At 64.1% G+C, this 24,729-nt stretch carries 24 protein-coding genes; 6 read left to right on the top strand and 18 right to left on the bottom strand.

The genetic code is table 11. The features are described from left to right. Positions 1-5: 5 nt before the first annotated feature. Positions 6-149, bottom strand: a complete 144-nt coding sequence (locus C0Z16_RS38185; protein WP_167403535.1) for a hypothetical protein — start codon at positions 147-149, stop codon at positions 6-8. Positions 150-684: 535 nt separating this feature from the next. Between C0Z16_RS38185 and hfq the strand changes: the two genes are divergently transcribed. After that, complete coding sequence (gene hfq, locus C0Z16_RS17410; protein ID WP_102633359.1) at positions 685-1,200, top strand: RNA chaperone Hfq; 516 nt, start codon at positions 685-687, stop codon at positions 1,198-1,200. 31 nt (positions 1,201-1,231) lie between these two features. Here the strand turns inward: hfq and C0Z16_RS17415 are convergent, their stop codons facing one another. Then, positions 1,232-1,456 carry a hypothetical protein gene (locus tag C0Z16_RS17415; RefSeq protein WP_102633360.1) on the bottom strand — a complete coding sequence of 75 codons (225 nt, stop codon included), beginning with the start codon at positions 1,454-1,456 and terminating at the stop codon, positions 1,232-1,234. 323 nt (positions 1,457-1,779) lie between these two features. Here C0Z16_RS17415 and C0Z16_RS17420 point away from each other — a divergent pair, with 323 nt between their 5' ends. Beyond that, positions 1,780-1,968 carry a hypothetical protein gene (locus C0Z16_RS17420; protein WP_102633361.1) on the top strand — a complete coding sequence of 63 codons (189 nt, stop codon included), beginning with the start codon at positions 1,780-1,782 and terminating at the stop codon, positions 1,966-1,968. A 155-nt stretch (positions 1,969-2,123) separates the two neighbouring features. Here C0Z16_RS17420 and C0Z16_RS17425 read toward each other — a convergent pair whose 3' ends face one another. The 14 genes from C0Z16_RS17425 to C0Z16_RS17490 all read right to left on the bottom strand — a co-directional run bounded on the left by C0Z16_RS17425 (position 2,124) and on the right by C0Z16_RS17490 (position 16,189). Beyond that, entirely contained in the window at positions 2,124-2,846 is a 723-nt protein-coding gene (locus tag C0Z16_RS17425; RefSeq protein ID WP_102633362.1) for a DUF2968 domain-containing protein, read from the bottom strand. 49 nt (positions 2,847-2,895) lie between these two features. Beyond that, complete coding sequence (locus C0Z16_RS17430; RefSeq protein WP_102633363.1) at positions 2,896-4,287, bottom strand: sigma 54-interacting transcriptional regulator; 1,392 nt, start codon at positions 4,285-4,287, stop codon at positions 2,896-2,898. A gap of 10 nt (positions 4,288-4,297) precedes the next feature. Further along, positions 4,298-6,091 carry a TadG family pilus assembly protein gene (locus C0Z16_RS17435; RefSeq protein WP_244201259.1) on the bottom strand — a complete coding sequence of 598 codons (1,794 nt, stop codon included), beginning with the start codon at positions 6,089-6,091 and terminating at the stop codon, positions 4,298-4,300. Between the two features lie 49 nt (positions 6,092-6,140). After that, entirely contained in the window at positions 6,141-6,512 is a 372-nt protein-coding gene (locus tag C0Z16_RS17440) for a DUF3613 domain-containing protein (protein ID WP_102633429.1), read from the bottom strand. A 23-nt stretch (positions 6,513-6,535) separates the two neighbouring features. Further along, on the bottom strand, positions 6,536-7,396 hold the full coding sequence (locus tag C0Z16_RS17445) for a tetratricopeptide repeat protein (RefSeq protein ID WP_102633430.1): 861 nt from the start codon (positions 7,394-7,396) through the stop codon (positions 6,536-6,538). Between the two features lie 10 nt (positions 7,397-7,406). Next, positions 7,407-8,465, bottom strand: coding sequence for a type II secretion system F family protein (locus C0Z16_RS17450; protein ID WP_102633431.1), 1,059 nt, complete (start codon positions 8,463-8,465; stop codon positions 7,407-7,409). 2 nt (positions 8,466-8,467) lie between these two features. Beyond that, complete coding sequence (locus C0Z16_RS17455; RefSeq protein ID WP_102633432.1) at positions 8,468-9,547, bottom strand: type II secretion system F family protein; 1,080 nt, start codon at positions 9,545-9,547, stop codon at positions 8,468-8,470. Further along, positions 9,540-10,904 (bottom strand): CpaF family protein, encoded by a 1,365-nt coding sequence (locus C0Z16_RS17460; protein ID WP_102633365.1) that lies wholly within the window; start codon positions 10,902-10,904, stop codon positions 9,540-9,542. The genes C0Z16_RS17455 and C0Z16_RS17460 overlap by 8 nt, the downstream gene beginning before the upstream one ends. Before the next feature lie 3 nt (positions 10,905-10,907). Next, entirely contained in the window at positions 10,908-12,149 is a 1,242-nt protein-coding gene (locus tag C0Z16_RS17465) for a fimbrial protein (protein WP_102633433.1), read from the bottom strand. A gap of 151 nt (positions 12,150-12,300) precedes the next feature. Next, positions 12,301-13,752: a type II and III secretion system protein family protein gene (locus tag C0Z16_RS17470; protein WP_102633434.1), complete on the bottom strand. Its 1,452-nt coding sequence runs from the start codon at positions 13,750-13,752 to the stop codon at positions 12,301-12,303. A 40-nt stretch (positions 13,753-13,792) separates the two neighbouring features. Beyond that, positions 13,793-14,749: a Flp pilus assembly protein CpaB gene (gene cpaB / locus C0Z16_RS17475; RefSeq protein WP_102633366.1), complete on the bottom strand. Its 957-nt coding sequence runs from the start codon at positions 14,747-14,749 to the stop codon at positions 13,793-13,795. A gap of 91 nt (positions 14,750-14,840) precedes the next feature. Beyond that, positions 14,841-15,299 carry a TadE/TadG family type IV pilus assembly protein gene (locus tag C0Z16_RS17480; RefSeq protein WP_102633367.1) on the bottom strand — a complete coding sequence of 153 codons (459 nt, stop codon included), beginning with the start codon at positions 15,297-15,299 and terminating at the stop codon, positions 14,841-14,843. Positions 15,300-15,352: 53 nt separating this feature from the next. Continuing rightward, complete coding sequence (locus C0Z16_RS17485) at positions 15,353-15,853, bottom strand: A24 family peptidase (protein WP_175130681.1); 501 nt, start codon at positions 15,851-15,853, stop codon at positions 15,353-15,355. A gap of 150 nt (positions 15,854-16,003) precedes the next feature. Next, positions 16,004-16,189, bottom strand: a complete 186-nt coding sequence (locus C0Z16_RS17490) for a Flp family type IVb pilin (protein WP_102633368.1) — start codon at positions 16,187-16,189, stop codon at positions 16,004-16,006. A 675-nt stretch (positions 16,190-16,864) separates the two neighbouring features. Here C0Z16_RS17490 and C0Z16_RS17495 point away from each other — a divergent pair. The 4 genes from C0Z16_RS17495 to C0Z16_RS17510 all read left to right on the top strand — a co-directional run bounded on the left by C0Z16_RS17495 (position 16,865) and on the right by C0Z16_RS17510 (position 22,795). Continuing rightward, positions 16,865-18,403 carry a collagen-like triple helix repeat-containing protein gene (locus tag C0Z16_RS17495; protein ID WP_102633436.1) on the top strand — a complete coding sequence of 513 codons (1,539 nt, stop codon included), beginning with the start codon at positions 16,865-16,867 and terminating at the stop codon, positions 18,401-18,403. Positions 18,404-18,634: 231 nt separating this feature from the next. Further along, positions 18,635-20,032 (top strand): collagen-like triple helix repeat-containing protein, encoded by a 1,398-nt coding sequence (locus C0Z16_RS17500; RefSeq protein ID WP_102633369.1) that lies wholly within the window; start codon positions 18,635-18,637, stop codon positions 20,030-20,032. A 310-nt stretch (positions 20,033-20,342) separates the two neighbouring features. Continuing rightward, a complete protein-coding gene (locus C0Z16_RS17505; RefSeq protein WP_102633437.1) occupies positions 20,343-22,052 on the top strand; it encodes a ShlB/FhaC/HecB family hemolysin secretion/activation protein in 1,710 nt (569 codons plus the stop codon). 257 nt (positions 22,053-22,309) lie between these two features. Continuing rightward, complete coding sequence (locus C0Z16_RS17510; RefSeq protein ID WP_102633370.1) at positions 22,310-22,795, top strand: DUF2147 domain-containing protein; 486 nt, start codon at positions 22,310-22,312, stop codon at positions 22,793-22,795. Positions 22,796-22,908: 113 nt separating this feature from the next. Here the strand turns inward: C0Z16_RS17510 and C0Z16_RS17515 are convergent, their stop codons facing one another. After that, positions 22,909-23,364, bottom strand: coding sequence for a transposase (locus C0Z16_RS17515; protein WP_102633371.1), 456 nt, complete (start codon positions 23,362-23,364; stop codon positions 22,909-22,911). Between the two features lie 173 nt (positions 23,365-23,537). Then, complete coding sequence (zapE, locus tag C0Z16_RS17520; RefSeq protein WP_102633372.1) at positions 23,538-24,635, bottom strand: cell division protein ZapE; 1,098 nt, start codon at positions 24,633-24,635, stop codon at positions 23,538-23,540. Positions 24,636-24,729 lie beyond the last annotated feature (94 nt).

Below are 24,729 nucleotides of genomic sequence, written 5' to 3' on the forward strand. Positions count from 1 at the left end.
AACGCTCAGTAGCCGCCGCCACTGCTGCTACCGCCGCTGGTGCTCGAAGCGCTGTTGTCGGCCGTGGACGTGCAGGCGCTCGTGGCGAGCGAACCCAACGCAAGCGTGAGCAGCATGAAGATGACGCTGAGGACGCGGAATGCTTTCATAGTGAGTCTCCTGTGTCGACCAGAGTTAGCGCTACAGCGCTTACTCTGGTCCCATGCAACGCGGTCGACCAGAGTTGGCGCTGTAGCGCTTCCTCTGGTCCCATGCAACGCGGTCGACCAGAGTTGGCGCTGTAGCGCTTACTCTGGTCCCATGCAACGCGGTCGACCAGAGTTGGCGCTGTAGCGCTTACTCTGGTCCCATGCAACGCGGTCGACCAGAGTTGGCGCTGTAGCGCTTACTCGAGTGCCGTGCGTGTTGCCCTACTCGACTTAACGCAAGCGCCCGGTGATTTATTCCACCTATGCGCCACCATGCGCCCACTTTTTCCGCCATCCGCGTCCGGGACGGCGAACGGTGGCGGAATACGCCAGTCAATCGTCGGCTGATTTCGTAACTCAACGTTACAGCCAATAGTTATCAGGTGCTTATGTGAGCGCAAGCCGTTATAGTGGACGCAGTTCGCCCGCCGACGCGTTCTGCCCCCGCACAGGGTAGAATCGCGGCGAACAACCGTCTTTCTAACCTGAATTGTCCATGGCTTCCGCAGAATCGCATCCGCAAAACGACTTCATGAACGCCGCGCGCAAAGAACGAAAGCGCGTTGAGATCTATCTTGTCAACGGCATTCGCCTGACAGGTTGCATCGAGTCGTTCGATCAGTACCTGGTGATGCTGCGCACGCCCGTCGGCCTGCAAGGCATCTACAAGCGCGCCATCTCGACGATCCAGCTCGATACCGGAACCCGTCCGGCTCCGCGCGCGGGCCGCCCTTCGCATGGCGAACACACCACACGCGGGCCGCACGGCTCGCGGGAACCGCGCGAGCATCGGGAACCGCGCGAACCACGCGAATCGTACGGTGCGCCGTCGTCCGACCGACCCGCGTCGGATCGCGGCAGCGCGTCTGACGGCCCGGTGGTCGTGACGCGCCGCCGGCGTCTGTTCGGCACGGGCGGCGGCGACGGTGGCAACCACGGTAATCACGGTAATCACGGCAATAACGGCAATAACGGCAATAACGGCGGCGGCAACAACGGCGGCCAGGAGTAAGTAAGCGGTAACCGGCCGCCGCGGCGTCCGGTCACTCCGTCCGAGGACCGAGCCGCTGCAGAATTTTCTCTACCCGCGCTACCTGTTTCTCTGTCAGTTCGAATCCGCACCTAACCGCCCGCACGCGACGCCGCCAGTAGACGGCGTCCAGCATGCGTTGCGCCGGCTGCTTCGTTGCCCAATCCAGATGCTCCAACTCTGCCTCCACCACGTGTGAAGCGTTGAAACGCTTCGCGCGCACGGGTTTCTTGTCCATGGTGTTCGCTGCCTTGTTGTTCGCGGATTCTGTTTGCGCCCCTCCCGAGCTGGACATTGCAGGTTCGCGGCAGGCGGTGTAAGGCCGGTCCACGCGGCCGGCGATGGTTTTGATTTTCCGCGCTGTATTGCCTGCGACACACGGAAAACGAGCCGGCGAGCTTACGTTTTAAGTTTTTCTTTTATTCAACGTTTGCGCTCGCGCGCGTCGATGCGCGGCTACCGCGCGGACGCCGATCGCGCGGGCTACGCCATTCGGCCAATGTCGCGGATCCAATGTTTGCGCTATGCTCAATCGTCGACTTTGTCCACAGGGAGACTGTCATGACGAGCAAGAAGCACACTGCATCACCGCCTGCCGAAAAGCAGCCGGCGACGGACTCGACCGATAGCCGCCTCGACGAGGCGCTGGAAGAAAGCTTCCCCGCAAGCGACCCAATCGCCGTGCATGAGAGGGAGTCGCATCGCGCGTCGGAAAAAGAACAGCCGGCGGGGGAAAAGAAGCGGCGCTAGCGCGCGGCGAGAATCGACGCGCATGCTGCCGAAGGCAGGCGCGCGGACTTGACGCGAATGGCAATACCGCTCGGGCAACGCGCCGTATCGGTGAGCCGGGCGGCGCCTGTACACCGCTGCGTCCGGCTCATGTGCGACTCGTCAGACTGCTCGTGTCAGTGTGAAGGCAAGCCGCTTTCCAGTTGCCGCTGCAACTCGCGCACCTGACGCTGCGCGGTACGCAATTGCTCCTGCGCGGCCGTCTTTTGCTGAGCGAGCGCGACCGTTTCCGCGCGGGTCTGCTGCTGCTGGTTCGCCACGATAGTCTGCTGCTGACGCGCGACGTCGAGGTCGGCCTGCAGACGGTTCGCACGACCCTGCGACAACGCGATCATGCGTTCGGTGAACGCCTTCTGCGCTTCGAGTTGCGTGCGGCGAATTTCGACGTCGGACAGTTGGACGGTCTGGCGCACGAAATCGCGGTAGATCATTTCGGCGCGCGCGGCGTCCTGCGTCTTGATCACGCGCCAGAAGTTCTTCTGCTGGAACAGCGCGACGTAGTACGTCATGTCCTTGCCGAGGAACAGCAAGCTCGTTCCATAGCTGCCGTTGTACGTGGTGCGCAACTCGCTGAGATCCGAGCCCTTGATCATCTGCTGCAATTCCGCGACGTTCCCCGCGGCGGATTGCTTTGCTTCCTCGGGCGTCAGCGCGGAGGTCTGAACTTGCGCCTGCGCCGGCTGCGCCGCGGACAGCAATGCGGTTGTCGTAGCCGGTTGAGAAACGACCCCGGCCGTTCCGTTGTTCTCAGGCTGAGCCTGCGCGTTCACGCCTTGTACTACCCCCAACGCCATGATCGCGGCGGCAGCGATCTGTCGTAGTTTCGATTTTTGGTCCATGTAATTCCTGCTTCGACAGTTTTTGTTTTAGTTCCCAATCGTCTCATTATTACTCACTTTCGCGGATTTCGGGTTCCTCGTCGAAAATTTGATACTTGCGCATTTTTTCCCACAGCACCTTGCGGCTAATGCCCAGATAGAGCGCCGTGTCCTGACGCCGCCAGTTGTTGGCGTCGAGTGCGGCAAGCACCCGGTTGCGCTCGACCATGTCCCATTTGCTGCGGTCCACCAGCACTTGCGCCGCGTTCTCGGCCGGCACCGGCAGCGTGCTGCGGGCAAGCGCGATGAGACGCTGCAGGCGTGCGGCATCCCATGCGCCGATCTGGCGCACCGTTACACCGATCCGTTCGGCCAGGTTGCGCAACTCGCGCACGTTGCCCGGGAAATAAGTATCGGCGACGGCGTCCGCGAGCCAGTACGGCAGATCGGGCAAAGCCGCGAGGCGCTCGCCGCCCACCACCTGCGCGATCAACGCCTTGAAAATCGCGATCTTGTCCACCGCGCCCCGCTCTTCCAGCGACGGAATCTTCAGCTCGATCACCGCCAGCCGGTAATAGAGATCGGCGCGAAATGCACCGTCCTTCACGAGCCGCGGCAGATGTTTATTGGTCGCCGCTACGAGGCGGAAGTCGAGTTTCACAGGCGTCGCCGAGCCGATCCGCGTGACCGCACTGTCTTCGAGCACGCGCAGAAGCTTGACCTGCTGGTAGAGCGGCAGATCGCCGATTTCATCGAGGAACAGCGTGCCGCCGTCGGCCTGCTCGAAGTAGCCTTTATGGGCGACAACCGCGCCGGTAAACGAGCCCTTCGAGTGACCGAAGAAGAGCGACTCGAAAAGTCCGTCCGGAATCGCGCCGCAATTCACTGCGACGAACGGCCCTTGTCCGTAGCGGCTGTGTTTATCGTGCAGCAGTTGCGCGATGCGCTCCTTGCCGACGCCCGTTTCGCCATGCACGAGAACGCTCGTGTCGCAGTCGGCGAAGGTATCCACTTCGTGCAGCAGCGCCTGCATGCACTCTGAGTTCGCGATGATCGCGTCGGACTCGTGCGTCTTCGCGCTGTGCGCGCGCATTTGCAGCACGAGCTTCGTCACCATGCCGCGCAACTCGGCGCAGGTGAAATCGAGCGGCAGGATGTGCGAATACTCGGCTGGGTACATCGATGGATCGTGGCCGCGCGGCGCGGCGCCGACCCACACGACCGGGATGCCATGCGCGGCCTGCCAGTCGCGCAGAATCAGCGCGCCGCTGTCGATCACCGAAACGCTGATGATCGCGAGCGACGGGCGCAGCGCGGTACGCTCGGGCGAGATTGCAATGTCGTCCGCACGGATCACTTCCACATCGAAGCTCGCCATGCAGCGCGCGACCCGGTCGACGATGTCGGCCTTGCCCTCCCAGACGTAGATATCGAGTTCCTCGATTTTGATGGTGGTTCTCATGGTCGCCGAATCAATAAACCAGTTGTGCCTGACCGCAGGCAAGTCCGAGATCATGGACCGTGCTGACGCCGACCTGCACACCCAGGAGTTGCAGGAGCGGAACGAGAAGCAGGTCGAGCGAATTCAGAACGGGTGTGAGCAGGACCGCGAGCCCGCTCAAGAGTGGCCCAGCGCTCCCCGTGATGTCGACGCCGAGCGCCCTTGCGCGCATCGAGCCCGCGAGCCCGGCCGCAAGCTGACTGACGAGACCGCCTGTCGCCGAACCGAGGCCGTTGGTGTTGGTGCTCTGATAGTCGTCGCTGTCGCCGGTTACGTTGTTGAACCTGAAGACGGTCGCTTGCGGCGGCTGCAAAGTCAGATTAAAGCCATTCGCCGGCGAGGTGCTCCCGACCGACACATCGATCACGCCGAGACTGATCAGCGGCAAGCTGACCGAGGTCAGCGGCGCGGGTTGCGAGCACGCCGTTGGTACAGTGGTGTTCGTCAGGTTGCTCAATGCGTCGCCGCCCACACAGAGCGCGGTCACGCCTGGCGTCGCCGAGATCCAGCTATAACTGGTGGATTTTTGCGTCGAACATTGCGTGCTTTGCAGATCGGCAGTGCTCTGCGCGACTTCGAGGTAAATCGGCAGGTTCAGCACGCTGATATTGACGAGCGACGGAATACTGACGTTGACCAGCTTGACGTTGAGATACAACTGGATGGCCGCCGAATGCGCGCTCGTGCGGTAGGTGCCGTCAGCGTAGACGCCGGCCTCACCGACCGCGATCACCGGCGGCTGCAGAATCCGCACCTGCGCCGTCACATTCGCGACCGGACTCAGATTGAGCGCGGTGCCCAGGTTGACAGCCGATGTGCCATGCGCGATCTCGGCGGCCACTATCAGCGCGTCGAGTGCATTGATGGTGGCCGACGCCGCCGCTTCCGGATTGGCGAGACCTATCGCCAGCAAGCCGCTCGTGCTCGTCGTGTTGCCGATGTTCATCGTCGTGGCGCCCGTCGTCGTGCCCGTCGACGCGCTCGCAATCGTGTTCAGTCCGCTGATCGCGCTCGCGCTAGCCACATTGCCCTGGCTGAGCACGGTGGCCATCGCCGAAGCGAGCTGCGCGAAGGTGACTTCCGTCTGCAGCAACTGCGACATCGAGGCGACGCCGAGCGCGGCGGCGAGGTCGAGCAGTTTCACCTGCGCGGTGGCGAGTCCCTGATACGACGCCACGTCGAGATTCACATTGGTGCCGAGCAGGCCATTCAACAGCCCGTTGACGAGCCCGCCCGACAGGCTCGCCACTGAGGTGCTGAGCGAGAAGGAGCGAATATTGGTGGCCTGCGCGACGGCGCTCGCCGTCAGCTCGCGCGTCTGGCCGCCCAGAAACAGAAACGACACCGGCCTGCTAACGACCACCTGCAACGCGTTCAGCGGCGCGCCCGACGCGGCGAAATGCGATTGCCCGGCGTTAGCCGACGGGTCCCATCGTCCGCAAGTGGACTGGACGGTGCCGGCGCCTTGCAAGCCATTGGCGGTCGCGTTCAGCTGCGCGGAGCTGGCAGCCGCCGTGCAGCCGCCCGCGCTGCCGATCAGCTGCACACCGGCTGCCGCCGCGAGATCGGCGGTGCGCTGCAAATCGCGGCGCGCGTAATAGAAGTGGCCGATATCCACGGCCCCCAGCGCCACAATCGCGAGGCTCACCCACACCGCCGCCAGCAATGCAATCGCGCCGCGCTGTTTGCGCGCGGCCGCAGCGACAGGCACAGCGACAGGGACAGCGACAAGGAGAGCGACGGCGGCGCCACGACGCATGCGCATCGAACGGACGCATCGCGAATGGCGGCGAGTGGGAACGCGTAATGGCATATCAGTTCTGCGGCAATTGACCGGTCATACCGCCGCCCTGTCCGCCGCCGCTGCCCTGACTAAGCGCCGAGCCGTACAGATCGGGGATCTTCGATCTGAACGACTGCATGTAGCGCCGATACGCGAGCCCTGCTTCTTCGCCCGGCATCGGCTGGACGGGCGCGGCCTGTGCGTTGCTACGCTGAAGATCGAGCCATGCCGATGTGGAATGTCCGACCTCGCTGCGGGCAACTGGCTGCTGGTCCGCTGCCGCGGAACCGGCGACTCCGGCGGACTCCGCGCATGCGTTCGCCGCTGCGCTGCTCGCCAGCATGAGCATCAACACGCGCGCCATAAGCCGCCGCCGTACGGCATTCCATTCATTGTTTTTCACGCTACCCCCTGCGGCCGCGCCTGTCATTGTGCAAACCGCTGCAGCAGACGCGGCGCCTGTTCCATCCTGTTCGGTGTGCTCGCGACCGCGCCCACCGGCGCCGCTTGCAAGCCCTGCGGACCGGACATGCCGGCCGGCGCTCCATGCCCCACTGAGCGCCCGGCGGCGGCGACTTTCGCCGCGTCGCCGCGGATTGCCGCGCGTACGTCGGGTGCGAGTTTCTGCTGGTTCATCACCGCTTGCGCCTGCTCTGCTTGCCCGTTCGCCAGCAGAAACAGCGCGATGTTGCTGACGATCTTCGGATTGGCCGAATCGAGTTCCGCGGCCTTCATCAACGGCACGCGCGCACCGGCGACATCGCCCGCACGCAGACGCGCATAGCCGAGATCGGACAGCACGAGTGGATCGGTCGGCGCGAGTTGCGCGGCTTGTTGGAGCTCGCTTGCCGCGCGGCCGAAATCGCCCTGCGCGCCCGCGATCAACCCAAGCCCGCGATAACCGCGCGAAGCAAGCGGCGTCTGCAACAACTGCGTATAGGCCAACGCGCTCGCCTCGGGCTGATCGGTCATGCGCAGAGCCTCCGCGCGCAACAGGATCGAATCGGGCGTGAGGCCGTACTGTTTCTCGTACGCGTCGATATGCGCGAGCGACGCGAAGTACAAGCCTTGCGACTGCATCCGGTCGATCAGGCCGAGATACATGCCAGGCGTGTCGGGCGCGGGGTCGCGCCTCGCCTGCTGCAAGAACGCCTCGCGCTCGGCCTGCGGGCCGACGCCATAGCCGGATTCCTTCGACGCACACGCGCCCAGCAGGCCTAGCACCAATGCGGCGCAAGCACAGCGCGCCGCATGCGTTGAATATTTCGGTATCTTGATCGATTTCATCGCCATATCCTTATCGATGCATCGCCTTGAGCGAGTGCGACACCGACAACACGCCCGGCCCCGCCGTGACGATCATCAGTGCTGGAAGCAGTGTCAGAACCATCACGCCGGTCATCTTTACCGCCATCCGGCCAATCCGTTCGCGCAGCATCGCGCGGCGCGTTTCACGCAGCCGGTCGCCGAACTGCTTCAGCGGCTCCTGCACCGCGCCGCCGTGACGGTCCACCTGAATCAGCAGGCGCACGACCGCGCGCAAGTCCTCGTTCTGGAAGCTCGATGCAAGCCGCGACAGCGACTGCTCGCGCGTGCGGCCGGCAGCGAACTGGCGCTGTGCGATTTCCAGTTCGCTCGACAGCACCGGCAACACGCCGCCAAAATCGTTGACCACGACCTGAAGGCTCTGATCGAGCGAGAGGCCCACGCCTTGCAACAGGCGCAACAGGTCAACGAGCATAGGCAGTTCATCGACGACCGCGCTGCAGCGCGCCGCCGCACGCCGGCGCAACACCAGCTTCGGCGCCATCACACCGCACACGAACGCAACGATGACCGCCAACACATAGCGCGGACGGTCGACCTGTGCGTGTCCGAGCGCGGCGACGACGAGCGGCAATACAATCGCGCCGACGATCCGTGCGATCAGGAAAAGTCCGCGCGCGCGGACATCCACGAAACCGCATTGTTCGAGCAGGCGCCGGTCCTCCTGCGCCACGACTTGCCGGCCAATGGACGTATCGAGCCAGCGGCTGCCTGCGTCGGCGCAACGTTCGAGCAAGCCCTCGATACCGTCCCGGCGTGTGCCGTGCGGCGCGACGCCGCGCAATGCCGATGCATTCGGCGAATGGGATGCATTTGACCCGTTGGCCGCATTGGACGCCTTCACTGCGCTTTGATCGACGCGCGCCGTCGCGGCCACCGCGCTTTGCAACGCGCGCTCATCGAGTGCATGCGCGAGCGTGCGAACGCTGCGGCGCGCCGCGGCAAGACGCGCGATCAGCAAGCCGGCAAGGAGCAGCAAAGCGGCAGCCGCGACAACGAGAGCAAGTGCGAGAAGCTGGGTCGGCTGCATCGTCATCCCTTCAACCGGGCTAGCCGGTAAAGCAGATACGCGCCTGTCAGTTGCAGCGCGAAGGCAAGGTACAGAATCTGGCGGCCGCCCGGATCGAACCACATCGAGCCGAAATAACGCGGGTTCGTCAAAATCAGAAATCCGCCGATGCCGATGGGCAACATGCCGAGCACCCAGGACGACAGCCGCGTTTCCGACGACATCGCGATGAGTTCCCGCTCCGCTTGCTCCAGGTCGCGCATGAACGACGACATTCGATCGAGCATCACGTCGGCGCGTCCGCCGTATTTGACCGACAGCCTCAGCACCGCGCCCACCAGTTCCAGTTCGCGCGTGCCGTAGAGCACCGCGACGTGAGATAGCGCGCGGTCGATCTCCACGCCCGATCTCAGCATCCTCGAAACATGATCGAGGCATTCGCGCAGCGGCGCCTCGGTGGTTTGCAGGGAAGCCTGGAACGCGGCGGGCACGCTGTTGCCGAGCGTGATCAGGCGGACGATGCCGTCGAGAAACGACGGCAGTTGCCGCACAATCGCCTGGCGGCGCCTCGTTGCCCGCATCGACATCGCGAAGTAGAGAAACACCACGCAGCCAAACAGGGTGACGCCAGCGGCCAGAATCCCGCCACGGCTGCCGGCCAGGAAGCACAAAGTCGCGACAATGCCGGTAACGAGCATCGTCAACGCGCGCGCGTGACGCAGACCGGCGCGGTTGAGCATCGTGTCGATCGCGTAGCGCGCGCGTGCGCTCGCATACCGCAGGTAGGTGTTCCAGTCCGCGCCCGACGCCGGGGCCTGCGGCGCGAACGCCATCCCGGGCGCCGCGCGACGTCCGGCAGCCGATCCTGACGCCGCGCCGGAGCCCGACCCGGAAGCGGAAGCCGAAGCGCCGCGCGTTGCCGTTGCCGCTCCCGCGCCCATGGCCGCGGCCGGCGCCGTGTTCCGCACGACGCCCACGCGGCTATCGATAAAGCGCTCGGCGCTCACCTGCTCGTAGCGTTGCGCGCCGCGCTGGAGGATCAGCAGTGCGAGCGCCGCGCACAGCAGCGCGAGCGCGGCAAAGATCAAGGCCGCGCTAGACATTGAAGCCGCCGCCGAAACCGCCGCCGCCGCCAAAACCTCCGTTGCCCGCATTGCCAGCGCCGCCCGGGTCGCCAAGCGGCTGACGGAAGCGCGCGAGTTTCGGCGAATGCGGATGAATGCCGAGCGACATCCATTGATCGAGCTCTTCGCCGTCCGCCGACATCACCGGCTCGTAGCGGTAAAGCTCTTGCGTCGCGATGATGTTGTCGGACAGGCCTGTGACCTCCGTGATCGACAGAATGCGGCGGCGTCCGTTCGAGAGCCGTCCAATCTGCACGATGAAGTCGATCGCGTTGGCGATCTGCCGGCGCAGGCTCGACTCGGTGCCCTGAAAGCCCGCGAAACCCGCCAGCATTTCGAGCCGGTACAGGCACTCGCGCGGCGAACTCGCGTGAACGGTGCCCATCGAACCGTCGTGGCCCGTGTTCATCGCCTGCAGCATTTCGAGCACCTCGCCACCGCGCACTTCGCCGACAATAATGCGATCCGGGCGCATGCGCAGCGTATTGCGCAACAGGTCGCGGATCGTCACGACACCGGCGCCGTCGAAGCCACCCGGGCGGCTTTCGAGCCGCACCACATGCGGATGGTTCAGCGACAGCTCGGCCGTGTCCTCGATCGTCACGACGCGCTCCGGCTCGGGGATGTGAAACGCCAGCGCATTGAGCAGCGACGTCTTGCCGGAACTCGTTCCGCCCGACACCAGCACATTGCAGCGCGCCTGAACCGCGGCTTCGAGCAACGTGCCGATCTCCGCGCTATAGGTGCCGTTGCCCAGCAGATCGTCGGGGCGCAGCGGGTCCTTGCGGAATTTGCGGATCGAGACGATTGGACCGTCGATCGACAAAGGCTCGATCACGACGTTCACGCGTCCGCCGTTCGGCAGCCGGGCATCGACCATCGGATTCGATTCGTCCAGACGCCGCCCGATCGGCGCAAGAATGCGCCGCACGATGCGCAGCAGGTGCGCGTTGTCCGCGAAACGCACTGGTATCTTCGCCAGCATGCCATGGCGCGATACGTACACATCGTTGTAGCCGTTGATGAGAATGTCCTCGACGGCCGGATCGTTGAGCAGATCCTCGATCGGACCGAAGCCCGCGAGTTCTTTCGTCAACGCTTCGGCGATCGCGCGCACCTCGACCTCGTTGATCGGAATGCGCCGTAGCCGCACGAAGCTATCCATTTCCAGATCGACGAACTGGTTGATCGCGTTACGCGACCAGCGGCCGAACTCCGATCCCAGTTCCTCGATACGCGTGAGCAGATGTTCGTGGGCGGCGTTCTTGATATCCTGGAACTGCTGGCTTTGCGCGAACGACGGCGCGTTGTCGGCGAATTCGATTTCTTTTGCCATCGTCTATGACCGCCTGGAGGAAGTGGGAACGAAGCGCCTGAGCGCGCCTAACGCGGACTTGCCGCGCACCGGCGCGCTCGCGTGCGCGGGACCGGCGAGCCGCTCGATCAAAGGTTCGAGCGCGCGGATGTATGGATCGCGTGCGCTGGAGTCGGCGAGCAGCAGCCCCTGATTCGCCGTTTGTCCGAGCACGACGCGCCGGTCAGGCAATGCCGCGAGCAGCGCGATGCCCAAACGCTGCGCGATCTGCGCGGCGGCGAGGCCGAGATCGGCGTCGAACTTGTTGACGATCAATCTGACGTTGGCCGTGTCCACACCCGCGTCGCGCAATCCCTCGAGCACGCCGACCGCCGACACGATCGACGCCACGCCCTGATCGCAAACGAGCCACGCTTCGTCCGACGACTGCACGACGTGCGCGATGAACTCGATGTTGGAAAAGCCGCCCATGTCCACGATCTGTTGATCGAAAAACGCGCGCAGCCGGTTGAGCAGACTGATCGACGACGAATACGAGATCTCGCGCATGTCGGCGAGATTGGGCGGCAGCGTCGTGAACGCAAGGCCGCTCGGATGATGCGATAGCGCCGTGTGAACGAAGGTCTGGTCGAAGCGCCGCAGATTGCGCACCGCTTCGACGAAATGAAATTCGCTGCGCGCGTTGAGCATCAGGAGACCGTCGCCAGCGGGCAAGCCGAGATCGAACAACGCCGTCTGTCGGCCCTGCTGCGCGTCGCGCCGTTGCAGCATCACCGAAAGATTGGTTGCCAGCGTGCTCACGCCCATGCCGATGCGCGCGCCGAGCAACGCAGTGACGCGGCCCTGCCGGCTTACCGGTTCGACGAGATTGTCGAGCACCTGCTGCGTGATACGCAGCGCGTCGGCGGCGGGCGCCGACAGGTCGATGAAATCGCGCACGCCAGCGCGCAACGCGGCAAGCGCGCTTTCGGGCTCCGCGAGCGAACCTGTCGCGACGATGTGCAGACCGGGATACAACGCGCGCACCGCGCTCGTGGCTGCGCTCGCCGCTGCGCCGCGGCCGCCCGAAAAGTCCACGAAGACCAGCGCGGGGTTGAGCGTCGCAATACGCTGCGTCAGCATAGACGGGTCGAGCGTCACCGCTTCGACCGCGCCCGCGCTCAGCAACGTTTCCGAAAGCCAATGCACGTGCTCGTCGACCAGCGACGCGAACATGAAACAGTCGGTGACAGCGTGTTCAGTCAATGAATGCGTTCTCGCGTTCATGGTGCCCATCCTCTTGCGGCATCGGCCGGAGCGCCTTTGCCTTTTCTTTTACTCGTGCCTTCCCTCGCCCGCTACGGCGCGTCGCGACGCGAGCGGGCCGACCGCCTGCCAACGACTCCGCACGACTGGGGCCGCGAGCGCCCGCGCCTGCTCACTTCGAAAATCCCGGCACGGCGTCGCGTGACGCCACGCCCCCTAACAATGAACGCCACACCGGTGCGTTGCGCTGCTCGGCCTGCTCGCCCGGCGTGGCCGGCAAGGTCGCGCCCCTGGCGAGCGGGGACACCAGATGCGGGGTCACGATAATCACCAGTTCCTTGTCGTTCTGCTGATAGTTGAGCTGCTTGAAGAACGCGCCGATTATCGGCAGGTCGCCAAGTAGCGGCACCTTGGCCACGTTCGAAATCGTTTCGCGATCGATCAGTCCGCCGATCACGAAGCTCTCGCCGTCGCCGAGTTCGACGGTCGTATCGGTGCGGCGCGTGGTGATCGCGGGCACGGACACGCCGCTGATCGTGACGGCGTTCGCGAAGTCGAGCTGACTCGCTTCCGGCGCGACTTTCAAAGCGATGCGCTGCGGACTCAGCACGGTCGGTGTGAGGGTGAGGCCCACGCCGTACGGCTTATATTCGATCGACGTGGTGCCGAGACCCTGCGGAATCGGCACGGGAATTTCACCGCCAGCGAGAAAACTTGCGCTCTGTCCGGACAGCGCGACGAGCGTCGGTTCGGCGAGAATCCGCGCGAGGTTGTTGCTCTCCATCAGGCTCAGGTCGGCGAACAGACCGTGCGTGGCCGAGTTGAATACGAGGTTGAACGCCGACGAGATCGGCGCGACCGACGTGAACGACGGCGCAGGGCCGTTGGTGGCGGAAGTCAGCGCGGACCGCGCAAACGAGCCAAACGTAAAGCCGTTGTTCTGCTTCAGGATGTTCAGGCCGACCTGCTTGAGCACCGAGCGGCTGAATTCGACGACGCGCACGTCGACTTGCACGACCGAACGGGTGGCGACCGTGGACGTGTCGTAGATCTGCGCGCCATTCGTGCCGCCCGCCCCGCTTGCGCCATCGCCACCATTGCCGTTGGCCTTGCCCTTACCGTTGCCATTGCTTGCCGCGCCGCCGTTCGCTCCTCTGCCGAGCGCCGCTCGCTGATGCGCCTCAATCTCAGCGGCGGCCACAGCACGCTGATGCATTTCCATCGTCGGCGCGGCGCCGGAAATCAATGCGGTGTCGCCGAGCACCTTGACCGAAGGCGTGCCGGGCCCGATCAATGTCTTTGCAGCGGCCGAGCCCACATTCACGACGTACGACATCGGCGTGTCCTTGCCCTGCTCCCACAACATCACGTTCGTACTGCCCGGCGACTTGCCGATCAGCAGTACGCCGCCAGCCTTCTCGCCCCTGATGACGAGCACGTCGGCGACGCTCGGGTCGCCAATCGCGACACGCCGCAGCGTGTGTCCGCTCGCGAGCGACTGCTGCGACCCGACCACGATGTCGAGTTCTTGCGCGCCGCCCGCAGCCAGGCTCGCCGACGACACGACCATCGACGAGCCGCACAGCAGCGCCGTTGTCCCGTACCCAAAGATGCGTTTGTTCATTTTTTTATGGACGCGCGTGGCCGCGTGCTCCCTGAAACCGCTATCGGGCGACCGTTTCGGCGCGCCCACCCCGTATCACTTCGATTGCCCCGCCCGCGCTGCCAGCGTTCCCCGCGTTCGCCCCGTTCCTCGCTATCCGGCTGGGCGGCGGGGCCGGACGCGGTGCGGACGGCGTCCGTGGCGCGGCGTTGGCACCGCCGCCCGACAACGCGTCGAGCGAGACGCCGGCCGCGGCACGCGTCGAGTCCTGTAGCACCGCCGCGCCCGCTGGCGTCGATGTCTTCAGGACGGCCGGCAGCGGTGCGAAAGCGTCGACGTCGGTTACTTCGGCATCCTTCGGATTGCGCAGCGCGAACACCAGCCGCCCGGACGTCTCGGCAAGCGCCAGGCGGTCGACATCCGCAACCGGCACGGCGAGCACTGCCGTGCGCACAACACCGTTCGGCTCGCCCGACGTGTCGCCGCCAGCCGTTGCATTGCCAAACGCGAGAACGCGCACTTTCGACATCAGAAGACGCGCCTGGGTACGGTCGACTTCCGCGCCGCTGCCCAGATTGCCGTCGCGTTTGAGCGTGAAGAACACATCGACGAAATTGCCTGGCCGCAAGCGGTTGCCAACCGCATTCGATTCCTCGACGGGTACCGCCACCGCCCGCTCGCCCGCTTCGATCCGCTCGGCCAGTCCCGACGACAGTTGTTGTTCGAGCACGGGCGACTCCGCGCCGATGTCGGCTGCGGGCAAGCGGCCCACGAGCAGCGATGGATCGGCGAAAGCGCCATTGGGATTGATTGGCAACGGCTGGACGCGCAGCGCGTCGACGGCGATCGGCTTGCCCGCGGGCAGAACGCGGGTCGCCACGACCACCGGGAAAACCGCTTGCTTGAAGGAGGTCACGGGCGCGGGCGCCGGCCGGCGCAACAGCGTCACGGCGAATAGGCCGAGCAATAGCGCAAGAGCGATCAGCGCGCCGGCCGCGATGCGGGTCAGCTTCAGCATGATGGCCCGCGCCAGGAATCGCACGGGGCCATGCAGCCCGGATGCGCGGATGAACGGGCAGGACTCGACGAGACAGGAGTGCGTGCGTAAGTCAAAGTATGTTCACCGGGTTGAGTTGGACCGTGGCGGTACTGGTCAGGTTGTCGGGCAGCACGAGTCCGAGCAAAGGCAGATTCGGAATCAGAGGATGAGCGGCGTAGTCGTACGTCAGCGTCACCGCGATACACGTCATGCTGGGCTGATAGCTGCATGCGCCCGGCGTGGTCTGGCATGCGGCCGTGTTGATCATCTGCGCGACCATATTGGTTGCCGTGGTGCACGCGGCTGCGGCGCGCAGGTTGATCGCGGCCGGGACGTTGCTCGCGCTCTGGTAATTCAATGCGGCGCGCGCGCCTTCTTCGCTGGCAAGCGTGAGGCTCTGCTGCGCGACGAAAATCAGACTGAACGTCACGAGCGCATAGAACACGCAGAAGAAAAGCGGGAACACAAGGGCGAATTCGATCGCCGTGGCGCCGCGTTGGAGGCGCTTTGTGCGCGTCAGGCAATTCATGGGCTCGGCGCGCCTGGTAGCTTGCGGTTTGTGGGCGTGGCACGTACGTGGGCTCATCGGACGCCTCCCGGAGCGACTTGCGCGGCGAGCCATACGATCCGCGGCAAGGTGAGACATGCCGCAAACGGCGGCGAGCGCCGGCCCGCCAGGTCGAACGTCGGCTGGCGGCGCTCCAGCAACACAGCGACGCGTGTCCGGGTCGCGATGAGTATCCACAGCGCATGTATGCCGGCGGCGACACTCGCCACGGCCCACAGCCCGACCAGCGCATGTATGCCGCACCACGCGCCAGGTACGGCGAAAACCTTGACGTCCGCCGCGCCCATCACGCCCATCGCGAAGAATGGCAGCAGCGCGACGAGGCCAGCGGCAGCGCCGGCCCCGGCCTGGCCCAGCGAGATTCCAGACGGACTGACGTGCATTAAGGCGCACGCGAACGCCGCCATCGATCCCATAACGACAAGTGCATTGGAAATACGCCGGCTGCGGTAATCGCAAATCGCGATCCACGCACACCAGACCATGAGCAAAAGAAGCGCGACGGGTAATTTCATGTCGGACTCGATAGGCGAAACAATTTCACCCGGACTGCAATGGCAGTCCGAGTGCGGCCTATCAGGCAAGGTCTTTACAGCAAATAAAAGCGTGAGCTGCTAAAGAATTAGTGGCTCACGCGAAATTCGCCGGGGACCTGCACCGCTTTTTTAATTACCGCTGCTCGAAGCGGTCGGCAACAGGCTAGCGACCGTCTCAAATGCCGTTTTAAGCTGCGTACCGAGACCCTGCACGGTTGAGCCGATAACGACGACGATGAGCCCCGCGATGAGGCCATATTCCAGAGCTGTAACGCCCCGGTTATCTCTCAGGAAGCGTGTGGCCAATTTTTTCATTGTTACCCTCGGTCTTTGATTTATTGGTGTTTCTGTGTGCCGCGTTACGTAGCGAAGTCTTCAACGCCTGGCGCCGTGGGTCTCTCATTCCTGGCACCAACTGTTACGTTGCAATTGCTCCGCTTTGCGACCGCCCTCGACAAAACGGATGTTGTATGAGCTGTCTGTTCGATAACCCACCTCCCTCGTGAATCCGTCCAACTTCCGGTTTTTATAGCCGAACAATCCCGTTTAAGCAATTGTTCTTTGCCCGCATACATGTGTTCTTGTCATTGCTTGTCTTTCTTGTCCGTGCTTGCCCACACATAGGTTAACGGCAGTTCGTGCGCTTGCAGCACATAGGATTAACCATAATTTTTGAATCGGTGCACTAATTATCTGTTTAACAGAACCTTTCAAGTGCATGAGTTTGCGATGCGCGTCTCGCGTAACGGCGGCGTCGTAACGGCGCACGCTGCGCGCTACGTTACACAGCCTCTTTAAAGGCGACGAAAATCGGTTTTATCGAGCGCGTTCTGATTTAGCGTGCACTTCATCGAATCCTGCGGCGCCTTATTCAATAAGGCCTGGCCGTGCGTATTCGAAGAAATCTGGGCCATTGATCAGTTTAATGGCACGGGTCCTGCAGAGATAGCCCGCAGCAGCAACCAGATAACACATGCGATGCGAGGCGACATGAACATTCAAACAACCAACAGCACCAACAGCACCAACAGCAGGTTAAGGGCAACCCTGCTTGCCGCCAGCGTGGCCGCAATGCTTTCTCTCGGCGCTTGCGGAGGCTCCGGAAGTCTCAGCTCAGGCACTAGCTCAGGCACTGGCAGCGGCACCAGCAGAGGTTCGTCCGGCGAAACATTGTCGACGACAGGCGGCAGCGGCTCGACGGGCTCGACCGGTTCGGGCAGCGCGTCGGACACCAGTACGGATACCAACACGAACCCCGACACGGACCCCGGAACGAACCCCGGCACAACGCCGGTGGCAAATGCAATTGGTACTGTCGCGGGCAACGCGGGAGGCGTGATCGGCGACGCCGGGTCGACGGTTACGAGCGTCGGCACGGTGATCGGCTCGCAGACGCTACCGGGCGTCAGCTCGAAAACCAGCCAGGCCGCGGGCGGCATCATCCAGGAAGTGGGCTCGGCGGTCTCGACGCTCGGCAGCGGCGTCACGCAGGGACTCGGCCAACCGGGGACGGGCGGCGATGCGCTTGGCACAACTGTATCGAGCCTCGGCGGCGTCGTCGGACATATCGGCGGTGCGGCGACGGACTCGGGCAGCCTCGTGACGAGCCTCGGCAGCGGCCCGCTGGCTCCGTTGTCGGCCATTACCACACCGCTTGGCGGCGCGCTCGGCACCGTCGGCGGCGCAATCACTAACGGCGGCAGCACGCTCACTACGGCCCTCTCGACGGGACCGGTCCAGCAAGTCACGCAAACGCTCAGCACCGCGATCACGCCGATCACGTCGATGGTCGCGTCCACCACGCAAGCGGTCGGCACGACGAGCGGCCTCGGTGCGCCAGTCAATACGCTGCTATCGACGGCCGGCGGCGGACTCGGCAAGGCCGGCACGCTGTTGAGCGCCACGGGCGGCAATCAGGCCACGACAGCGCTCGGACGCACGGTGACGGACACCGGCACCACGATCGCTTCAGTCGGCGGGCTCGTTACGGGCGGCAGCGGCGGCAACCCGCTTGCGCCACTTACTAGTGCGTTAGGTGGGCTCGCGGGTGGCACGAGCGGTGCTCCGCTGGCGCCAGTTACTAGCGTGGTGGCTGGACTCACGGGCGGCACTGGCAGTAGTCCGCTCGCGCCGGCTACTAGCGCGTTGGGTGCTCTCGCGGGTGGCCCGAGCGGCGGGTCCCTTGCGCCGGTTACGGGCGTACTCGGTGGCGTGACCGGCGCGGTTGGCGGCACCTCGAGCGGCGGCAGCACGCTCGCCCCTGTCACCAGTGCTCTTTCCGGCGTGACAAGTGGATTGAACAGTGCGGCCGGTGGCAGCAGCCCGCTCGCGCCGGTCACCGGCTTGCTGTCGACCGTCACCGGCGCGATCGGCGGCGTCACCGCTCCGGCGGCGACGTCGAGCGCACCCGGCACCGGCACCGCCGGCGTATCGCTCACGGCCAGTTCGGGCAACGCAACGACGAACAATCCACTGGCGCCCGTGACCTCGCTGGTCGGCGGCCTGCTCGGCGGGTTGTCAAAGAAATAAGCACGCCCGCTGGCGTAGCCGGGACGAACGGCAGAACACGCGCCGCGTGGCAACACGTGCTGTGACCACGCTATCGGCAGCGCGCATCAGCGCAAGCCTGAGCGCAGCCACGGCAGCAGCGTTCAGCCCCGGTCCCGAAGTCGACTTTGAATGCGGCGCGCCGTCAGACTTCCATCGAGACGGCGCATTACAACAGCACACATAACAGCCACAACGCATTGAGGAGTACACATGTCCACATATCGCCTGTTTAGCCGCCGTATCGCCGCGATGACCTTCACGTCGTTGCGCACACCGTTGATTGCAGTGGCCGTCGCCGGCGTGCTCGCGGCGTGCGGCAGCACCCTCAACGCACCGCCGACGACCTCGGGCACCGGAAGCGGCAGCGGCTCACGTTCGTCCGGCGGCGGTGGCGGCACGACGACAACCACCGGCAGCTCGGGCGCCATCACCACCGCGGCAAAGACGACGAACGACCTCGGCACAGCGATCGCCGCGCAGACCATTCCCGGTCTCAGCCCGCAAGTCACGCAAGGCCTCGGCGACGCGGTGTCGCGCACCGGCACCACGCTGAACTCGCTCTCGAATGCCCTGGGCAGCGGCGTCGGCCAGATGGGCACGACGTCGAATCCCGTCGGCACGACGGTCGCCGGTCTCGGCTCGGTCGTCAGTTCCACCAGCGGTGTCGTGCAAGGACTGAGCACCGCGGTCGCAGGCCTGGGCGCCGGTAATCTGGCGCCGCTGTCGCCGGTTACCACGCCTTTGGCCGGCGCGCTCTCGACCACCGCTGGCGCACTGAACTCGGGCGGCGCGACGCTCGGCAATGCGCTGGCATCGGCGCCGGTCCAACAGATCATGCAGCCGGTCAGCACCGCGATCACGCCGCTCTTGACGACCGCGGGTCTCATCACGCAGGCGGTCGGCACGCAGACAGGGCTCGGCGCGCCGATCGGCGGAATACTCGCTCAGGTTGGCGGCGCACTGAGTTCGGCCGGCTCGCAAGCGGGCTCGGTGACCGGCAATCCGGTCGGTGCCGATGCCGGCGCGCTGGTCGGCTCGCTCGGCAACACGGTGACGAACGCAGGCGGCCTCGTCAATCCGAACGGCCCGAATGGCGCGCTGCCGATTCCTGGGTTGATCACGAGCCTCGTCGGCAGCACGAACTTCAGTATTGCCAATGGACCGCCGTCGGACAGCAATCCGTTCGGCCCCCTGCAAAGCACGCTGACGAGTCTCGGTCTCGGCGGCAATTCGCTCGACTCGCTATCGACGCTGCCCGGCGGTACGCCGCTCGCCGGAGTCAGTTCGGGATTGAGCGGCACGCCGCTCAGTTCGCTGACGTCGGCGCCGGGCGGCACGGGCAGCGCGGGGAGCCCGCTGTCGTCGCTGACCGGCGTGCTGTCTGGCATCGCGAGCGGTGCGACCAACGGTGCGACCAACGGTGCGACAAGCGGTGCGACAAGCGGCGGCTCGAGCGGCAGCGGCACGGCGCTCGCGCCGGTGACTACGCTTCTCGGGCAACTGACGGGCACGCTGAGTTCAGCGGCCGGTTCGACGGGCAGTTCGAGCAATCCGGCGAGCGGTCTCACGACGTTGCTCGGCGGCGTCGTGCCGGCAACTCATAAGTAGTCCGCATAGGCCGCATCGCCGCAACGCAACGCGACGCGACGCGCACGGCATCGTATGAGACCGCTCTCAAGCCCTCAGCGATGTCGTGCCGCCGCGACGCTCATCCTGCAATCCGGACAAGCAGTCCGCATCATCACGTGCCCCGTACTTTCGCCAACTGCATTCAAGCTCCACGGAGTATGTGACGTAATACATGCCGGGATGGCACGATGCGGCCGGCCACACACAAGCGAGCGCGGTCCAGCGGCCCGGCCAGGCCACGCAAGGGCACACGCTCGTAAAAACAAGAACGGCATACGAGGACAATCCGATGAAACTCGGGTACCGCAGCACATGGACGCTGGTGCTCGCCGTGCTTGCGGCGAGCGCAATGCAGCCGCCAGCGCACGCGCAGTCGCGCCCCGGGAGCGCGGCGGCAGGCGGCAATCCGCTGGAGTCGCTACCGCAAATCAAGCCGCCCGATAAAGGCCCCAACGTCACGGTGCAAGTCGCACCGCAGGCACCTCAACTCCAGCAACTTCTCGCCCGCCATCTCACGCCAACGCGCGTCCAGGTGGAAGGCGTAAAGTCCATTCCTTTCGACGACGTTGCGCAGCGCTTCACGCCGCTTGTCGGCAAAGACTCGACGATCGGCGAGCTGATCCAGGTGGCCAACGGCGTGACGAAGCTCTACCAGGACCGTGGCTTCGCGCTCTCTTTCGCGTTCATCCCGGCGCAAACATTCGAGGACGGCGTCGTGCGCGTGACGGTAGTGGAAGGCTATGTCTCCGGGGTCAAGGTGACGGGCAACGCCGGCGCAGTGGAAGACAGGATTCGCGCGATCGCCGATCACATCACCGCCGACCGGCCGCTGCGACGCGCCACTTTCGAGCGCTATATCAACGTGCTGGGGCTATTGCCTGGCGTGAAAGTCGCGGCAAACGTGCCGCCGCCGCAGAATACCGACGGCGCGACCACGCTCGAACTCAACGTGGACCGCAAGCCTTTCGACGTGAGCAGCGGCATCGACTTCAATCATCCCGGCGTGCAAGGTTTGCTGACCGCGACCGAGAATGGCCTCACGGCGCTCGGTGAACAACTGAGCGTGTCGGCGCTGCTGCCGAAGGGCCGCGACCACGTCACCTATCTTGCCGCGCATGCCTCCGTGCCGATCGGCAGCAACGGACTGATTTCCAGGATCGACGCGTCGCACTACCGCGGCAATCCAGTCGACAATCCGGGCTTGCCACCGTACGTCGAGCGCACAGTCATCAATGACAAGATTGGCGGCTCACTCGCCTACCCGATTCTGTTGAGCAATACCCAGAGCGTGATCGGCACGGCTTCTGTCTATGCATCGCACGACGAGGACCGCTATCACAATCAGCAGAACGGCGCGCAGATCGGTCTGCGCTCGCAAGTGCGCGTAATGCAATTGCAAGCGGACTACACCAGTGTGCAAACCGGCCAGGTGCGCCGCGCGAGCCTGAATGTGGCGAAGGCGTTCGATATTCTGGGCGCGTCGAAATCCGGCGATTCGAACCTGGCTGGCGCGCCCGTCAGCAATCCGGCTTCGGTCAACTTCGTGCGCACCGGTGCAAGCTTTTCGCAAACCAACGAGTGGCCACTGAGGATCGGCACCGCTATCTCTCTGACCGCACAGTACAGCCCGGTCTCACTGCCGACCTCCGAACAGATCTCCTTCGGTGCCCAGCGTTTCGCGCAAGGTTATCAGCCGGGCGAAGCGTCCGGCGATTCCGGCTGGGGCGCAATGTTCGAAATCAATCGCCCCTTCACGCCAGGTTTCACGTATCTGCACACGTTCACGCCGTATATTTCCTTCGACATGGCGCGCGTCTATCTGCATGCTGGCACGCCCTCCCCGTCGAGACTTTCGTCCGTTGCATTAGGCTTTCGCATCAGCGACGGCAGGTATTACAGCCTGGATCTCTCGGTCGCGAAGGCGGTCGGGGACGCGCCGGTCGAAAGCGCGTCGCGCAGTCCGCGCATCAACGCAACCTTCTCGTATCAGCTCAATTGATTCTCAAAGTGCCGCGGCCTGATTAGAGGTTCCACTATCAAACAGTGCGCGCGTTTTCACGCACACTAGGCATTCTGCCCTGACATACGACGCGGCCGGACGAGAGCCCGCACGAGAGCCGCGGCGGGCCCTCGCGTTGGGAGCCGTGCGAAGGAGAACCGGACAGCACCACGCGACATCACCGGCCTTATGCCTCAAGGGACGTCAATAACGCCGCGCGACCATGATCGCGCCGTCTTTTACCAAGGAGGAAGACAATGATGCAGTTCACCCAACATGCTCGCGCGATCGCGCTTCGCACAGCGAAACATGCGGCGCTCGCCGGCATCCTCGTGACCAGCGCCCTTACCGCAATGGCGCAAACCGATACGCCGGTCGGCACCTGGCAAACCATCGACGATCACACCGGCCAGCCGAAAGCACTCGTGCAGATCGCGCAGGACGGCAACGGCATGCTCAGCGGAAAAGTGATCAAAGGTCTGGGTCCGAACGACCAGCCGGATCGCCGCTGCACCGCGTGCACCGACGCACGCAAGGACCAGCCGATTCTCGGCATGACCATTATCAGCGACATGAAAAAGGACGGCGACGCGTGGGATCATGGGCAGATCCTCGACCCGGAAAACGGCAAGCTCTACAAGTGCAAGATGCACCTGGAAGACGGCGGCAACAAGCTGGTGGTGCGCGGCTATATCGGCGTAGCGCTGCTAGGCCGCTCGCAGACGTGGGTTCGTCAGCAATAAGTGCAGCCAGGCATTCCGGCCCGCCAGCCGCAGTAACTGCGACCAAAAATGAAACGGCCGACGAGGTTATCGTTCGGCCGTTTTTTCTACGGGATGTTGCGTGATTTGAGTCGTCATGCAGCGTGTTTGAAAGGCGGCGTAAAAGCAAACGGAGAAGACGGCAAGGATTGGGCCGGTGCCGGGGCATACACCACAGGCACTACGGGAGCCGACGGCTTCTCTGCTGCAACGACGCTTTTGGGGTCTGCACTCACATGCGTGCGCATGCGTGCTTCCATCATTGCGCAAAGTTCTTCGCTCGCCGCGCCGAACAGTTGCTCCATGACGCGCTTCAGTACGCCGGATTCGTACCACGCCTTGAAGCGGCGATGACAGGTTTGATAGGACGGGTATTTGCGCGGCATGGCGGACCATGTAGCGCCGCTGTACATCACCCACAGCACGCCGTTGAGGACGGAACGTGTATTGGCAAGCGGGCGGCCACGCAATTCCGCGCGCGGACGCAGTTCAGGCAGTAACGGCGCAATGCGTTGCCACTCTTCGTCGTTGATGTCACGGTATGGGTTCATCGGTTTCTCCTTTGTCAGATGCTTGACAAAGATAGCCAGTCGCCCAAAGCCGCAACATCAGAGCAATCCGAATCCTGAAAATACGCCCATCGACCTTGTCCGTTCGGCCGAGGCCGCGTGATCTATCGCAAAAGCCTCGCCGGCCGCCTGCATGCGCTCCCCGACCCGCTCGCTCAGGTCAGCGATGTATCGACGATCCGGCGCGGCGCATCCAGATACTCCTTCGATTGCATTTCGACGATACGCGACACCGTACGCGTGAATTCGTTGGCCATCGGACCATCCACATAGAGTTGCTCGGATGGCACCGCGGCCGACATCAGCAGCTTGACTTTATGGTCGTAGAACACGTCGATCAGCCACGTAAAGCGGCGCGCTTCCGACGCCATGCGCGCCGACATCTGCGGCACGGCGGACAGGATCACAGCATGGAAACGGCTCGCCAGCTCCAGATAGTCGTTCTGCGAACGCGGGCCGCCGCACAACGTCGCAAAATCGAACCACACGACGCCGTCCGCGCGACGCAGCGCTTTCAACTCGCGCTTTTCAATGTGCAGAATCGGGCTCTCATCGGGCACCGCGGCGAGCCTCGCGAACGCGTCGCGCAGCGCCTTGTCGGCGGCCGCGCCGAGCGGCGTGTGATACACCTCGACCTGCGCCAACGTGCGCTGCCGGTAGTCGATGCCCGCATCGACATTGACCACGTCGAGCTGGTCCTTGATCAGCTCGATTGCCGGCAGCATGCGATCGCGATGCAGGCCGTCCGGATACAACGTGTCCGGATCGTAGTTCGACGTCATCACAAACTGCACGCCGTTCTCGAAGAGTTTGTCGAGCAGGCGGTAGAGGATCATCGCGTCGGCAATGTCCGATACGTGGAATTCGTCGAAACAGATCAGCCGGTAGCGCTTCGCAATGCGGCGCGCGAGTTCGTCGAGCGGATCGGCCGTACCCTTCAGCTCTTCCAGCTCTCGATGCACCTCGCGCATGAATTCGTGGAAGTGCAGCCGCGTTTTGCGCTGCACCGGCACGATCATGTAGAAGCTGTCCATCAGGAAGCTCTTGCCCCGCCCTACGCCGCCCCACATGTATACGCCGCGCGGCGGGTCCGGGCGATTGATCAGCTTCTTGAACGCATTCGAGCGACGCGATTTGTACTCGACCCACTCTTCGTAACACCGCTGCAGACGGTCGACCGCCGCGCGCTGCGCCGGGTCGGATTGATAACCCCGCGTCTGCAGTTCTTTTTCGTAGTATTCGGTGACGTTCATGGTGTTGCTGCAAAAAGAAAGGCGGGTGGGAGTGAACCCGCCCGCCTTGTGATGCCAGAATTGCCGGAGTTACGTGCAGTCAGGCGTGCGCGCG

The sequence above is a fragment of the Paraburkholderia rhynchosiae genome, from assembly GCF_002879865.1.
Classification (GTDB): domain Bacteria; phylum Pseudomonadota; class Gammaproteobacteria; order Burkholderiales; family Burkholderiaceae; genus Paraburkholderia; species Paraburkholderia rhynchosiae.